This is a genomic window from Chromatiaceae bacterium, assembly GCA_016714645.1.
Classification (GTDB): Bacteria; Pseudomonadota; Gammaproteobacteria; order Chromatiales; family Chromatiaceae; genus M0108.
Window position 1 is genome coordinate 706,807 of the sequence record JADKCI010000002.1, and the last position, 14,102, is coordinate 720,908.

Consider the following 14,102-nt stretch of genomic DNA (forward strand, 5'->3'; position numbering starts at 1 on the left):
CCGGTCCCCTGGTGTCAGGGGATCAAGCTGAGAGGGCGGGGCTCAGATGCGGTTGCAGGGCCTCCCGCAGGGCCCGGTGCAACTTGAGATTCCCACCGATGATGTTGCCGGTCTGAAAATAGCGGTCACCGCCGGCCAGATCCGTGACGGTGCCACCCGCCTCGTTGATCAGCAGGGCGCCCGCGGCCATGTCCCATTCCGCCAGACCCAGTTCCCAGAAGCCATCGGTGCGCCCACAGGCGACGTAGGCCAGATCCAGGGCCGCCGAGCCGGGGCGTCTCAGGCCGGCGGTGTTCAGGATCATGGTGCGGAACATGGCCAGATAGGTATCCAGTTGGCGCTGATCACGGAAGGGAAAGCCGGTGCCAATCAGGGCGCCTTCCAGGCCCAGGCGGTTGGCGACCCGGATGCGGCGGTCGTTCATCTGGGCGCCACCCCCCCGCTCGGCCGTGAACATCTCCTCGCGCAGGGGGTCGTAAACGATCCCGCATTCCAGGCGTCCCCGATGGCGCAGGGCGATGGAGATGCTAAATTGCGGAAAACCATGCAGATAATTGGTGGTACCGTCGAGGGGATCGATAACCCACTGGAAGTCGCTCTTGCCGTGGGCGCCACTTTCCTCGGCCAGGATGGCGTGGTCCGGGTATTTCGACCGCAATTCGTGGATGATGGCGTCCTCGGCGGCCCGATCAACCTCGGTGACGAAGTCATTCTGGCTCTTGGCCTGGATATGGAGTTGGTCCACGCGGTCGAGGTAGCGCATCAGGATGCGCCCCGCGGCGCGGGCCGCGCGGATGGCAATAGTGAGTGTCGGTTGCATGGCTACGCACGATACCGGAAAGCCCGATTACATTAAAGCTTGACAATGTAGCGATCTTCTTCTGAAGTTTCATGGTTATGAAGATGGACAGCCCACCCCTCCTGGATCGCATTCGTTTCGTGCTGGTCGAGACCACCCACACCGGCAACCTGGGCGCCACCGCCCGGGCCATGAAGACCATGGGCCTGAGTCAGCTCCACCTGGTGCGCCCCAAGACCCCACCCGACGCCGAGGCCCTGGCCCGTGCCGCCGGCGCCGATGACCTCCTGGCGCGGGCCGGTATCCACGCCAGCCTGGCGGATGCTATCGCCGGCTGCCGGCTGGTGATTGGCTCCAGCGCCCGGTTGCGCGCGGTGGAATGGCCCCTGCTCGAACCGCCCGAGTGCGCCCGCCGTTTGCTGGGGGAGGCCCAGGATGGCCCGGTGGCCCTGGTCCTGGGCCGGGAGCGTTCCGGACTCACCAACGAGGAACTGGCCCTCTGCCACTTCCTGGTGCATATTCCGACCAACCCCGATTTCAGCTCCCTCAATCTGGGCGCGGCGGCCCAGGTCTTTGCCTATGAAATCCGCCAGCGGTATCGCGAGGGGCGGGGCGAGACCCTGCCGCGGGAGGATCGTGACCTGGCCACGGCGGAAGCCCTGGAGGGTTTCCACGTTCATCTGTCGCAAACCCTGGTGGAGATCGGCTTCGCTGATCCCGAGCAGTCGGCTAAGCTGAGCCGCCGGCTGCGGCGCCTCTTCCATCGCGCCCGCCCGGACTGGACCGAGATCAACATCCTGCGTGGTATCCTGAGCGCGGCTCAGGGTCGCAAGGATCCCGAGCGCTTCCGCCGCCAGCCCAGGGATGGCGGCACCGCCGGTTGAGGCTGGCCCTGCCCGGCACCTCAACTAGAGATTATGTATTGGGAGCTGACCAGTGTTTGCACGGCTCAGAGAGGACATCGTTTGTATCCTCGACCGCGATCCCGCTGCCCGCAATGCCTTCGAGATCCTGACCACCTATCCCGGCCTCCATGCCGTGATGGCTCATCGCCTCACCCATCGGTTGTGGCGTGCCAACTTCAAGTGGCTGGCGCGCATTATCGCCAATGTGGCGCGGCTCTTTACCGGGGTCGAGATCCATCCGGGCGCCCATATCGGCCGGCGCCTCTTCATCGATCACGGCATGGGGGTGGTGATTGGCGAGACGGCAGTCATTGGCGATGACTGCACCCTCTATCATGGCGTTACCCTGGGTGGCACCAGTTGGGAAAAGGGCAAGCGTCATCCCACCCTGGGCAATGACGTGGTGGTTGGCGCGGGCGCCAAGGTGCTGGGCCCCATCGAGATTGGCGAGGGCGCCCGCATCGGTTCCAACGCCGTGGTGAATAAATCGGTCAAGCCTGGCGGCACGGTGGTGGGAGTTCCTGGCCGCCTCGTTGAACGGCCCACCAGCGCGGAGGCAGAGCGCCGCGCCAACACTGCCAAGCGGATCGGCTTTGATGCCTATGGCGCCACCCGCGACACCCCGGACCCGGTAGCCCATGCCGTGAATTGCATGCTTGATCACATCCACCTTATGGACAAGCGACTAGAGGCCATGGCCGCCGCCCTGGAACGCCAGGGTATTACGGACCACTTTAGCCGCTTACCCGACCTGGATGTCCGCGAGATTGATTCCACCGCCGATGACGGCGAGTCGGACAGGGACTCCCGGCCTCCCGAGTCAACACCGGGTTCCTAGTCGCCTACCCGTTCAGGGTTCTGAGGCCGGGATGATGGCTCCGGCCCAGTCCCTTCGTCATCTTGCTGGCGGCCCCGGATTTTCGGCGCTATTCTGCGTGCCCTTGCCAAAGTAGGAGCCAGTCCCCACCTCCGCATCGAGAATACTTGACCGAATTACTTGGTTATTGTAGGCTGCTAACCAAGATGAACGACTAGGAGTGGCAAAGGCCGTGAGACTGACTACCAAGGGACGATACGCGGTGACCGCCATGATGGATCTGGCGATCCATGCGGGAGAAAAACCGACTATTCTTGCGGACATAGCGCGCCGCCAGGGCATATCCCTGTCCTATCTTGAGCAACTTTTTGCGCCCTTGCGCAAGCAGGCCCTGGTGGTCAGCACGCGAGGGCCGGGCGGGGGCTACAAGCTGGCGCGTAATCCTGCCACCATCTTTGTCGGTGAGGTCATCGCGGCGGTGGACGAGCAGTTGGACGCCACCCGCTGTGGTGGGGAAGGGGACTGCCAGTCCAGGGGTGTTTGTTTGACCCACTCCCTTTGGCAGGATCTGAGCGACCATATTCGGGGTTACCTGCAGGGGGTCAGTCTCCAGGACCTGGTCGATCGCAAACAGGTACAAAAAATGATCGAGCGTCGGCGTGGCACCGCCACGACCTTGGAGCGGCGGGTCCTCCCCCCCGTCCGTGGCGGAGTCTCGCGAATGGCCGCGGGCATTTAAGGGTTCTACTGGTTACGGAGTGAGAGATGAAATTACCCATTTACATGGACTATTCGGCCACCAGCCCAGTGGATCCCCGCGTGGCCGAGAAGATGTGCGCTTGCCTGACCATGGACGGCAACTTTGGCAACGCCGCATCGCGATCCCACGCCTTCGGCTGGGCGGCCGAGGATGCCATCGACCAGGCGCGCCGCGAGGTCGCGGCCCTGGTCAACGCCGATCCCAAGGAGATCGTCTGGACTTCCGGGGCGACCGAGTCGGATAACCTGGCCATCAAGGGCGCGGCCACTTTCTACCAAAAACGTGGCCGGCACATCGTTACCTGTAAGACCGAGCATAAGGCGGTCCTGGATACCTGCCGCCAGTTGGAGCGCGAGGGCTTCGAAGTCACCTATCTGGACCCCGAGCCCAATGGTCTCATCGATCTGGCCAAGCTGGAGGACGCCCTGCGGGGTGACACCATCCTGGTCTCCCTGATGCACGTCAATAACGAGATTGGCGTGATCCAGGACATCCAGGCTATTGGCGAGATGACACGTGACCGCAACATCCTCTTCCATGTGGATGCCGCCCAAAGCACCGGTCGGGTGCCTATCGATCTGGAAACCACCAAGGTCGATCTGATGTCTTTCTCCGCCCACAAGACCTACGGCCCTAAGGGCATTGGCGCCCTCTATGTGCGGCGCAAGCCCCGGGTGCGCCTGGAGGCCCAGATGCACGGCGGTGGTCACGAGCGCGGCATGCGCTCCGGTACCCTGGCTACCCATCAGATCGTGGGTATGGGCGAGGCCTTCCGCCTGGCGCGTCTGGAGATGGCCACCGAGAACGAGCGGGTCCTGGGGCTGCGTCATCGCCTCTGGGATGGCGTTCGCGATCTGGAGCAGGTTTACCTCAATGGTGACGAAGAATGTCGGGTAGCCGGTAATTTGAACGTCAGTTTCGCCTATGTCGAGGGTGAATCCCTCATCATGGCCCTCAAGGACCTGGCGGTCTCCTCCGGTTCCGCCTGCACCTCCGCCAGCCTGGAGCCCAGCTATGTGCTGCGCGCCCTGGGCCGTGAGGATGAACTGGCCCACAGCTCCATTCGCTTTTCCTTGGGGCGGTTTTCCACCCAGGAAGAGGTGGACTACGCCATCACCAAGATCCGTGATCAGGTCACCCGCTTGCGGTCGCTCTCGCCCCTGTGGGACATGTACCGGGATGGCGTTGACCTGAGTTCGGTGCAGTGGGCGGCGCATTGAGGACTACCCCATTTGCGGCGTCCTGGGAGTTCCCCCGGTCGCCGCTCCCTAGAGAGGTGAATTGAAATGGCATACAGCGAGAAGGTTCTGGATCACTACGAAAACCCCCGCAACGTGGGCAATCTGGATACGACCGATCCGAGTGTTGGCACCGGCATGGTGGGCGCCCCGGCCTGCGGCGATGTGATGCGCCTGCAGATTAAGGTCAACGACGCCGGGGTTATCGAGGATGCCCGCTTCAAGACCTACGGTTGCGGTTCCGCCATTGCCTCCAGCAGCCTCTTGACCGAGTGGGTCAAGGGTAAGACCCTGGCCGAGGCCCTGGAGATCAAAAACCAGCAGATCGCCGATGAACTGGCCCTGCCGCCGGTCAAGGTTCACTGTTCGGTGCTGGCGGAGGATGCCATCAAGGCCGCGATCCACGATTTCGAGCGGAAGCGGGTCTGATGGGCTTGGCGGCAAAGCCAGGGGTTGGGTGGCTGATCCCATCTCCACCCCTGGCTGAATTTTGCAGTGTCGCCGTGGCAGCATGGCGGTCGGGAGAGTAACGGACATGGGGATTTCGATGACTTCGGCCGCCGCCAAGCATGTGCGCGGCTACCTGGAAAATCGTGGGAAGGGCCTTGGGGTCCGCCTGGGAGTACGTACCTCGGGTTGCTCGGGCATGGCCTATGTACTCGAATTCGCGGATGAGCTGAAGCCCGAGGACCAGGTCTTCGAGTCCCTGGGCGTCAAGGTGATCGTGGATCCTAAAAGCCTGCTCTATCTGGATGGCACTGAACTCGATTACACCCGGGAAGGGCTCAACGAGGGCTTTAAATTTAACAACCCGAACGTCAAGGACGCCTGTGGTTGCGGCGAAAGCTTCAACATCTGAGCCTGGATGCCCGGATGTTCGACTTACACCAAAACCACTTCAGGCTGTTTGGCTTACCCGAGCGTTTCGCGCTGGACCTGAATGAGTTGTCCGAGCGTTATCTGCGGCTGCGTCAGACCGTCCACCCGGATCTTTATGCCACGGCGGGGGATCGGGAAAAACGCCTCTCCCTGCAGGCCTCCACCCGGGTCAACGAGGCTTATCAAACTCTCAAGGATCCCCTGGCACGGGCCCGCTATCTTCTGACCCTGCTGACGGGCGACCAGGGAAATGACCAGGAAACGACCAAGGACATGGCCTTTCTCCTGGAGCAGATGGAACTGCGCGAGGCCCTGGCCGCCGCTCGCGACGCGTCTGATCCCTTCGCGGGCCTCGCGGCGGTGCGGGATCGGCTCTCCCGCCAGTCCCTCTATCTGATCACCCAACTGGCGGTGTTCCTGGAGCCTGTCTCGGGCCTGGACCCGGAGGCTGCGCGGGAACTGATCCGCAAGCTCCAGTTCGTGCGCAAATGCGAGGCCGAGGCTGAGGCCCTTGAGGCCGAACTCGACGAGGCCCTCTGATCTGCCTTAACCTTTTATCCCTTGCCTCCTGACCGAGAGAATCCATGGCATTGCTTCAGATCGCGGAGCCGGGCCGCTCCGCCGCCCCACACCAGCACCGGCTTGCCGCCGGGATCGACCTGGGGACGACCAACTCCCTGATCGCCACCGTGCGTAGCGGCCGGCCCGAGACCCTGCCGGATCGGGAGGGACGCCATCTGTTGCCCTCGGTGGTGCGTTATGCCGAGGAGGGTCTGGTCGTGGGTCACGCCGCCAAGGCTGCGGCGGCCGAGGACCCCCTTAACACCCTGGCCTCCGCCAAGCGTCTCATCGGTCGTGGCATTGAAGAGGTCCGTGGCCTGGGCACCCGCTTGCCTTATGAATTCGTGCGTACCGATACGGCAGTGCCGCGCATCCGCACCCGCGCCGGGGATATCAGTCCGGTGGAGGCCTCCGCCGAGATCCTCCGGGCCCTGGCCCAGCGCGCCGAGTTCGCCCTCGGCGGTGACCTGGCCGGTGTGGTCATTACGGTCCCCGCTTATTTCGACGAGCCCCAGCGCCAGGCCACCAAGGACGCCGCCCGCCTGGCTGGCCTCAAGGTGTTACGTCTGCTCAACGAGCCGACGGCGGCGGCGGTTGCCTACGGGCTGGACCGGGAGGCGGACGGTATCCACGCCGTCTTCGATCTGGGCGGCGGCACCTTCGATATCTCCATCCTGCGCCTGCACCGGGGTGTTTTCGAGGTCCTGGCTACTGGCGGCGACTCCGCCCTGGGTGGCGATGACATGGACCTGCTCCTGGCGGAGTGGATCATGGCCCAGGCCGGGATTGGCGATGAGGCCGATCACCGGATCCTGCGTGGCCTCATGCGCGACGCCTGCGACGCCAAGGAACGCCTGACGGACCAGGACAAGGCCCCCCTGCGTATCGCCCTGCCTGATGCCCGACACTGGGAAGGCGAGATCGACCGGAATACCTTCGATGACCTCATCGACCCCCTCATCTCCCGCGCCATCGCCGCCTGCCGCCGCGCCCTGCGCGATGCCGGACTCAAGGTCGAGGAGATCAAGGACGTGGTCATGGTAGGGGGTGCTACCCGCGTGCCGCGGGTGCGTACGCGGGTAAGGCTCTTCTTTGGCATGACCCCCTTGGTGGACCTGGACCCCGATCGGGTCGTCGCCCTGGGCGCCGCCCTCCAGGCCGATGTCCTGGCGGGAAACAAGCCCGATAGCGACATGCTGCTGCTGGACGTCATCCCGCTGTCCCTGGGGCTGGAGACCATGGGCGGCCTGGTCGAGCGCATCGTGCCGCGCAATACCCCCATCCCGGTGGCTCGCGCCCAGGAATTCACCACCTTCAAGGATGGTCAGACGGCCATGGCCTTGCATATCCTGCAGGGCGAGCGGGATCTGGTTGCCCATTGCCGCTCCCTGGCCCGTTTCGAGCTACGGGGTTTCCCCCCCATGGTGGCCGGGGCCGCCCGGATCCGGGTGACTTTCGAGGTCGATGCCGATGGCCTCTTGAATGTGTCGGCGGTGGAACAAACCAGCGGCGTGCAAGCCCGGGTGGAAGTCAAACCCTCCCATGGCTTGACCGATGGCGAGATCGAGTCCATGTTGCGCGAATCCCTGACCCATTCCAGCGAGGACATGGAGGCCCGGCGCCTGCGGGAACAGCGCGTGGAGGCCCAGCGCACCGTCGCGGCCCTGCAGGCCGCCTTGACCAGGGATGGCGAGGCCCTCTTGTCGGTGGAGGAGCGGGGACGCATCGACCAGGCCCTGGCGGAACTGGAACTCAGACTGACGGGCGAGGATGAGGAAACCCTCAAGGCGGCCATGGAGAACCTGGATCGCACTTGCGGTTTCTATGTGGAGCGCCGCATGAATCGGAGCATCCAAAGCGCGATGGCCGGACACAAGGTCGAGGAGTTTCAATCATGACCAAGTTGATTTTTCTGCCCCATGAGGAGATTTGTCCCGAGGGGGCCATTATCGAGTCCGAGCCTGGTGTCAGCATTTGCGACGCCGCCTTGGCCGGAGGCATCGATATCGAGCATGCCTGCGAAAAGTCCTGCGCCTGCACCACCTGTCATGTCATCATTCGCGAGGGTTTTGATTCCCTGCCAGAGGCCGACGAGGTCGAGGAGGATTTGCTCGATAAGGCCTGGGGTCTGGAGCCTGAGTCGCGCCTAAGCTGCCAGGCCAAGGTCGGGGATGAAGATCTCGTCATCGAGATACCCAAGTACACCATCAATATGGTGTCGGAGCATCATTAGCCGGATCTGGCGGCCTTGCTCCCCGGCGGTAGCCGGGGCCGGGGCCGGCAATCCTGGGCGGTATTGATCCTCCTCAGCCTCGGTCAAGTTCAATCAGCTTGGTTCCTTGAACCTAGGAGAAGCCATGGCCCTTAAGTGGACGGACACCCTGGACATCGCCATTGCCTTGGACGAAACCTACCCGGACGCCGACCCGCGCCGGGTTAATTTCGTCGATCTGAGCAAATGGGTGCAGGCCCTGCCGGATTTCGAAGACGACCCCGCCCATACCGGCGAGAAGATTCTTGAGGCCATTCAGATGGCCTGGCTGGAAGAGCGGGAAGAATAACCCCGCGCTGGTTGGCGCGGGTCCCATACCCGAGATCAGCATTGCTCCCAGGGCAGACCCCGGTAACGCCAGCCCCCAACGGTGCCCCGGTGATGGTGCTCGTCCAGAACACCCTCGAAACCTTCGTCGATGTGGAAGACATTGCGGACGCCGGCGGCGATCAGGGCCTTGCCGGCCTCGTGTGAGCGCTTGCCGCTGCGGCAGATGAGAATGACCGGGGTGCAGGGATTGTCCTCGGAGCAGACGGCGCCGCCGAGCAGCAGTTTGCGGATTTCCGTATCAAAATGGGGATTGACGGTCCATTCGGGTTCGTCGATCCAGGCCACGTGAACGGCCCCCGAGGGGTGCCCCACGAATAGGTACTCCATGGTGGAGCGGATATCCACCAGCAGGGCGGTCGGATTCTCCTGGAGCATCTGCCAGGCCTGCTGGGGGGTCAATTCCTTGGGATGCTGTGGTTCGGTCATATCGTCGGTTCCTTTGGTGCTGGGTCTTTTTTCGGTTATCTTTCTGGTCCAGGGTGCGTGTTGGGGCGATGGTAGCCCCGGATCGCAGAGTTGCCGTCAGCCTTTTCTGGCCTGCTTAGATGATTGATGCTGAATTCAAGGAATCCAACCCCCGGGACCAGGCCGTGGGGGCTAACTTGATCCCCCCGGCCCGCTCGGGGCGGCGAACCTCCCCCGCCTGGAAGGAATGGCTCCTTGAGGGTGTGGCGCGCGGTATGGCCCTTTTGCCCTTCGGCGCGGCCCAGGCCCTGGGGTGGCTGACCGGCACCCTGCTGGTGCTGATCCCTAATAAGCAGCGCCGCAACGCCCTCGCCAACCTGCGGCTCTGCCGACCGGACTGGAGTGAGGCGGAGACCCGGCGCTTCCGCAACCGTGCCCTTCGCGAGGAGTCGAAGACCTTCATCGAGATCGCCTATCTCCTGCTCCGTCCCGTGCCCCGTGTTCTGGCCCTGATCCGGGAGACGCATGGTCTCGAATGGCTGGAGCGCGGCCAGGGCCGGGCCTGATCGTCCTCTCACCCCACCTGGGGGCCTGGGAGTTGGCGGGGCTTTATCTCTCCACCCGCGGTCCCACCACCACCCTCTACAAGCCCCAGCCGCTGGGAGACGTCCTGGTGCGTCAGGCGCGGGCACGCGGTGGGGCCGATCTCGTGCCCACGGATAATGCGGGGATTCGCCGTCTGCTCCAGGCCCTCCGGCGCGGGGAATATCTGGGGATACTGCCGGATCAGGAGCCGAAGGCAGAAAAAGGCTCCGTTTTCGCGCCCTTTTTCGGCGTGCCGGCCCTGACCATGCTGTTGGTCAATCGGCTAGCACGCAAGACGGGGGCGCCCGTGGTCTTTCTCTTCGCCCGCCGTTTGCCCTGGGGTAGGGGCTTCGCCCTGCATTGCCTGCCGGCGCCGGAGGGGGTGGAGGCGGAGGATGACGAAACGGCGGCCAAGGCCCTCAATCGGGGCGTGGAGGCCTGCGTGGCGATTTGCCCGGAACAGTATGTCTGGTCTTATAAACGCTTTCGGACACGTCCCGATGGTGGCCCACATCCCTATCATGGGCCCCGCTGACCGGCCGCAAGGCGAGAGGCGAGAGGCGAGGGGTACGGCGGGATACGGTCCAATCCCCTCGCCATTCAAGCAGCCAGCTATTCGATCTCGGCGGTCTCGCTCTCGGTCGCGCCCTTGTTGTCGGTCCAGGAGATCTCGACCTTCTCACCCTTGGCCGCGCCGGTGAATTTGAAGGACAGATAGGGATTCTTGGAAACGCCGCCACTCCAGAGGGCGGTGAGGAGGGTACGATCGCCCACCTTGGCGACGACGTTCTGGATGAAATGGGCCGGGATGACTTCCCCCGACTCCTTATCCTTGCTCATGCCGTTTTCCATGGGGTGGGTCATGAGGGCCTTGACCTCGACCACATCGCCCTTGATCTTGGCTTTGATTTTCATCTGGGATGCCATGCTCTGCTACCTCGCAATCATATTCGTTGTGGGTGACCCGACCATGAGCCGGTATCAGCAACCGCCGACGGTGACCTTGACTTCCTTGGAAGCGCTATAGACCTTGTCGCCGGCCTTGACCAGGGCGATCAGGTTGGCGGTCTTACCCATCTTGATGCGGGTGGAGATGAAGGGCAGGGTGCCCTTGCCCAACTCGAAGGAGGCGACCAGGGGCATCATGTTGCCAGAGGCGACCAAGGTGATGGAGGTGGCGCCCTCCAGGGTCGTTTCGACCGTGACCGGGACCACGGCGCCATTTTCCGCGATGTCCGGGGCCTTGAGGTCGATCTTGTCGCTGGGCTCGTGAGCGGCACTGCCGAGCAGGCCCTTGAGGGCGTCGTCCAGGTTTTGGGCGTTGAAGGCCGCCTCGGGCCAGGCGGCCAGCACCAGGCGGGGCGACAAAAGACCGGCCCCGATTGCCGCGCCGACGGCGCTGGCGGCCAGGGGAGCCCTTGAGCAGAATTCTGCGTTTTGCGTCGATCATGAAAGTCTCCTGTCGAGCATTGTCATGAGGTGGAGGTCCCGGATACCGACGAAGGATCCGGCTGACTTAAGTCCGGTGGCGATGGGCCGCCGGGGCGGGGAGCGGGTCGTGGCGGTAGACCGCGTCCGCGGACCCTGTTTGACCTGAATCACGGGCTAGATTACCCCAGCCACTCCCGGCTGCAAAACGATTTTGGTCAAGGCGAGCAGCCATCCGGCGCCCACTGACCGAGCAGCGTCCGGATGCTAGCGCTCCTCCTTCTTGGACTTGAATTTCGACTTATCCTTTTCCGCCTCTTCCTGCTCCTCCTCCAGGATGTCAAGCCGGGCCTGGATCTCGGATGCCTCGTGGAAGCCGATCCCCGGCGTGCGCAGGGCGTATTGCATTTGGTGGATGGCCGGCTCCAGATCACCCTTGAGGTAAAGGGACTCCCCCCGGTAGCGGTGCGTGGCGGCCTTCTTGCCCGATTTGAGGGCGGCATCCGACATCAATTGATACATGGAGGCCGACCCAGGCCTCTGCCTGGCGGCGCCTTCCAGGGTGGCCAGGGCGCGTTCGGCCTTGCCGCCCCCGATGAGGGCCTCGGCATAGGCGACACGCAGGGGCCGGTTATCCGGATTCAGGCCCACGGCGGACTGGAGTTTATGGATGGCTTCGTCATTGGCGCCAAGTTTGGTATCGATACGGGCATCCAGGACAATGAATTCCGCCAGATGCGGCTGTTCCTTGACCAATTCGGTGGCGAGGCGACGGGCCTCCTGGGTCTGGCCGGCGCGTAACTGGGCCAGGGCCAGGCCGTAGGTCTCGGCGGTGCGATTGCGGACCCGCCCCGCGTTCAGGTTGGATTTGAAATGGGCGACGGCCCGTTCCGGGTCCTTGAAACCCAGTTCCCGGAGGCGGGCGCGGGTCAGATGGAAGCGCAGGTCGTCGGCCTTCTGCTTGTAGCCATAGTGCTCGGCGCGGGCCATGGCGTCCGCGATACGGTTAGGGTTGACCGGATGGGTCCGCAGAAATTCCGGGGCGCTGGTGTCGCTGGTATGGCTGGATTTGCTCATCCGCTCGAAGAAGCCCGGCATGGCAAAGGGGTCATAACCCGCGTCCGCCAGGGTGGAGATGCCGATGCGGTCCGCCTCTTCCTCATTGTGGCGGGTGAAGTTGATCTGGCGCTGGAGGGCCAGACCCTGAATGCTGGCGATGGCGGCCATGCCCGCGTTGGCGTCCACCTGGGCCCCCAGGATGGCGGCGGCAATCATGAGCAAGGTGGCGGGGACGGCAATCTTTTGCTGGTCCTCAATGGACCGCATTAAATGGCGCTGGCTGACATGGGCAATTTCATGGGCCATGACCGCCGCCAGTTCCGACTCGGTCTCGGAGGTGGTCACCAGACCGGCGAAGACCCCGATCTGTCCGTCGGGGCCCGCAAAGGCATTGACCATCGGTTGATCGATGAAAAAGAAGGTAAAGCTGCCCCCGCTGGCCTCGGAGGAGGCCACCAGCTGTTCCCCCAGATCCTCGAGATAATCCGTCAAGAGAGGATCGTCCAGCACGGGCAGGGCCTTGCGCACGCTGCGCATGAAGGCCTTGCCCAGTTGCCGCTCCTGGGCACCCGTCATGACGGTGTCCGCGGAACTGCCAAAATCCGGCAGCTTATAAGGGTCATCCGCCCGCGCACTGGCCCAGGCTATCAGCAGACTGGCGAGGAGGGCGGGAGCGAAGCGGCTAAGGCAAGGCAGACTTTTCATGGGTCAGGGGGACCGGCGCCGAGGGACAGGATTTCCCTTCGATTATGCCCCCGGAGCCAGGCCGGGAGAATGGAAAAAGCAGGGAAGCCGTCAATTGAGCTGAATACGTTGTCCCCAGGGCACCTTGGCCTGGCCCTTGACGAGCCAGATCACCGCGAAATTCGGCTCCTGAAGCGGGAACTCACCCTCGGCATCGGTGAAATAGACCAGCAGGTCCGGGTGGATGCCGGTCCGCTCCACCCATTCGAAGACCGGCTGGAAGGAGGTGCCACCCCCTCCTTGCATCTCCTCGGGGCGGCGAAACTCCTCCCAGGGCTCGAAGAACCAGGGCGAACCGGGGCAGAGGCAGGCATCGCAGGCCAGCAGGGTGACGCGGGCGCGGACCTGGCCCTTGAGGGCATCGATCTCGCCGATGAACTCCTGGATCTCCGCATCCTTGATGGAACCCGAGATATCCACCGCCACCACCAGTTCCAATTGTTGGCTACGCAGGGCCGGCCGTATGAAATCGCCCTCGCGCCGGGAGGGACGGCTGTAGCTGAAATCATCGCGGGCCGTGGCGCTCATGAAGCGTGCCAGGAGTTGGCGCCAGGGGACCTGGGGCTGGAGCAACCGCTCGATGAGGCGCGCCATCTCGCCGCCGAGTTTGCCATGATGCAGGGCCTGTTGAGCCGCGCCGGCGGTCCGTTGATGCCATTGCACGGCCAGGTCCGTCTGCTCGTCGGGGCTGAGGGGGTTGGGTTGGGGGGCGCCATCCGCCCGCTCCTGGGCTTGGCCTTCCCCGGGTTGGGGTTGGTTACCGCCCCCCTGTTCGCCGGTTTCTGGATGGGGCTCGTCCCCCTGGTTGGACGGGTCGAGATCCCTCTCGGACAGGCCGGACCGGTGGCCACCCCGCTGGTTGTCCGCGTCATAGACGTGCCGATCCAGGGTCTCGGCGTCGTCCTCTTCCTCCAGCAGCGGGTAGATCTCCTCCGCCGTCAGGCCCTTGAAACGGGGATTGTGCAGGGCCGCGGCGGGTGGCGTCAGACCATCCTCGATCAGGAGGGGATTGATGGCGTGATCGCAGGCCAGGTCCCATTTGCGCCGCAACCGGTGCTGGCGGCGGGCAAAGTGCGACAGGGCGCAGTGCAGGGCATCGTGGGCGAGCACGAACTGGGTCTCGTCCAGGCTCAGGGCGGCGATGTAGTCGGGGTTGTAGTAGAAGGCGCGGGCATCCGTGGCGGTGGTGGGACACCAATCCGGGTCCGCTGCCTTGATGGGTAGCCGCAGGGCCAGGGCACCGAGAAAGGGCTTATCCAGGATCAGCCGGGTGCGGGCCGCGGCCAGCTTGATTTCGATGGCCTGGCGTTGCGCGTCCAT

General features: G+C 63.9%; 15 protein-coding genes and 2 pseudogenes. 11 read left to right on the plus strand and 6 right to left on the minus strand.

The genetic code is table 11. The annotated features are described in order from the left end of the window. Positions 1-22: 22 nt before the first annotated feature. Positions 23-820 (minus strand): inositol monophosphatase, encoded by a 798-nt coding sequence (locus tag IPN92_10195; GenBank protein ID MBK8638629.1) that lies wholly within the window; start codon positions 818-820, stop codon positions 23-25. A gap of 71 nt (positions 821-891) precedes the next feature. Between IPN92_10195 and IPN92_10200 the strand changes: the two genes are divergently transcribed. From IPN92_10200 to iscX, 10 genes are all read left to right on the plus strand, one after another. Then, a complete protein-coding gene (locus IPN92_10200) occupies positions 892-1,683 on the plus strand; it encodes an RNA methyltransferase (GenBank protein ID MBK8638630.1) in 792 nt (263 codons plus the stop codon). A gap of 52 nt (positions 1,684-1,735) precedes the next feature. Further along, positions 1,736-2,542, plus strand: coding sequence for a serine O-acetyltransferase (gene cysE, locus IPN92_10205; protein ID MBK8638631.1), 807 nt, complete (start codon positions 1,736-1,738; stop codon positions 2,540-2,542). A 211-nt stretch (positions 2,543-2,753) separates the two neighbouring features. Further along, the gene (locus IPN92_10210; GenBank protein MBK8638632.1) at positions 2,754-3,260 is read left to right on the plus strand and encodes an Rrf2 family transcriptional regulator; all 507 of its coding nucleotides are present in this window, start codon (positions 2,754-2,756) and stop codon (positions 3,258-3,260) included. Positions 3,261-3,286: 26 nt separating this feature from the next. After that, positions 3,287-4,501, plus strand: a complete 1,215-nt coding sequence (locus tag IPN92_10215; protein ID MBK8638633.1) for an IscS subfamily cysteine desulfurase — start codon at positions 3,287-3,289, stop codon at positions 4,499-4,501. A gap of 66 nt (positions 4,502-4,567) precedes the next feature. After that, positions 4,568-4,948: a Fe-S cluster assembly scaffold IscU gene (iscU, locus tag IPN92_10220; protein MBK8638634.1), complete on the plus strand. Its 381-nt coding sequence runs from the start codon at positions 4,568-4,570 to the stop codon at positions 4,946-4,948. Positions 4,949-5,054: 106 nt separating this feature from the next. Next, positions 5,055-5,378, plus strand: coding sequence for an iron-sulfur cluster assembly protein IscA (gene iscA / locus IPN92_10225; GenBank protein ID MBK8638635.1), 324 nt, complete (start codon positions 5,055-5,057; stop codon positions 5,376-5,378). Between the two features lie 14 nt (positions 5,379-5,392). Further along, positions 5,393-5,938, plus strand: coding sequence for a Fe-S protein assembly co-chaperone HscB (gene hscB / locus IPN92_10230; GenBank protein ID MBK8638636.1), 546 nt, complete (start codon positions 5,393-5,395; stop codon positions 5,936-5,938). A gap of 44 nt (positions 5,939-5,982) precedes the next feature. After that, positions 5,983-7,857 (plus strand): Fe-S protein assembly chaperone HscA, encoded by a 1,875-nt coding sequence (gene hscA, locus IPN92_10235; protein MBK8638637.1) that lies wholly within the window; start codon positions 5,983-5,985, stop codon positions 7,855-7,857. Next, complete coding sequence (gene fdx / locus IPN92_10240; GenBank protein ID MBK8638638.1) at positions 7,854-8,192, plus strand: ISC system 2Fe-2S type ferredoxin; 339 nt, start codon at positions 7,854-7,856, stop codon at positions 8,190-8,192. Before hscA ends, fdx begins: the two co-directional genes overlap by 4 nt. Before the next feature lie 124 nt (positions 8,193-8,316). Continuing rightward, the gene (gene iscX / locus IPN92_10245) at positions 8,317-8,520 is read left to right on the plus strand and encodes a Fe-S cluster assembly protein IscX (protein MBK8638639.1); all 204 of its coding nucleotides are present in this window, start codon (positions 8,317-8,319) and stop codon (positions 8,518-8,520) included. Between the two features lie 35 nt (positions 8,521-8,555). Here iscX and IPN92_10250 read toward each other — a convergent pair whose 3' ends face one another. Next, positions 8,556-8,987 (minus strand): rhodanese-like domain-containing protein, encoded by a 432-nt coding sequence (locus tag IPN92_10250; GenBank protein MBK8638640.1) that lies wholly within the window; start codon positions 8,985-8,987, stop codon positions 8,556-8,558. 254 nt (positions 8,988-9,241) lie between these two features. On the opposite strand from IPN92_10250, the pseudogene IPN92_10255 reads away from it, so the two are divergent. Then, a pseudogene (locus tag IPN92_10255) lies at positions 9,242-10,086 on the plus strand (lysophospholipid acyltransferase family protein). Between the two features lie 77 nt (positions 10,087-10,163). Here the strand turns inward: IPN92_10255 and soxZ are convergent. The 4 genes and pseudogenes from soxZ to IPN92_10275 form a co-directional block, all read right to left on the minus strand. After that, complete coding sequence (gene soxZ, locus IPN92_10260) at positions 10,164-10,478, minus strand: thiosulfate oxidation carrier complex protein SoxZ (protein MBK8638641.1); 315 nt, start codon at positions 10,476-10,478, stop codon at positions 10,164-10,166. 54 nt (positions 10,479-10,532) lie between these two features. Next, a pseudogene (soxY, locus tag IPN92_10265) lies at positions 10,533-11,001 on the minus strand (thiosulfate oxidation carrier protein SoxY). A gap of 245 nt (positions 11,002-11,246) precedes the next feature. After that, a complete protein-coding gene (locus IPN92_10270) occupies positions 11,247-12,743 on the minus strand; it encodes a M48 family metallopeptidase (GenBank protein ID MBK8638642.1) in 1,497 nt (498 codons plus the stop codon). Between the two features lie 90 nt (positions 12,744-12,833). Beyond that, positions 12,834-14,102: a hypothetical protein gene (locus IPN92_10275; GenBank protein ID MBK8638643.1), complete on the minus strand. Its 1,269-nt coding sequence runs from the start codon at positions 14,100-14,102 to the stop codon at positions 12,834-12,836.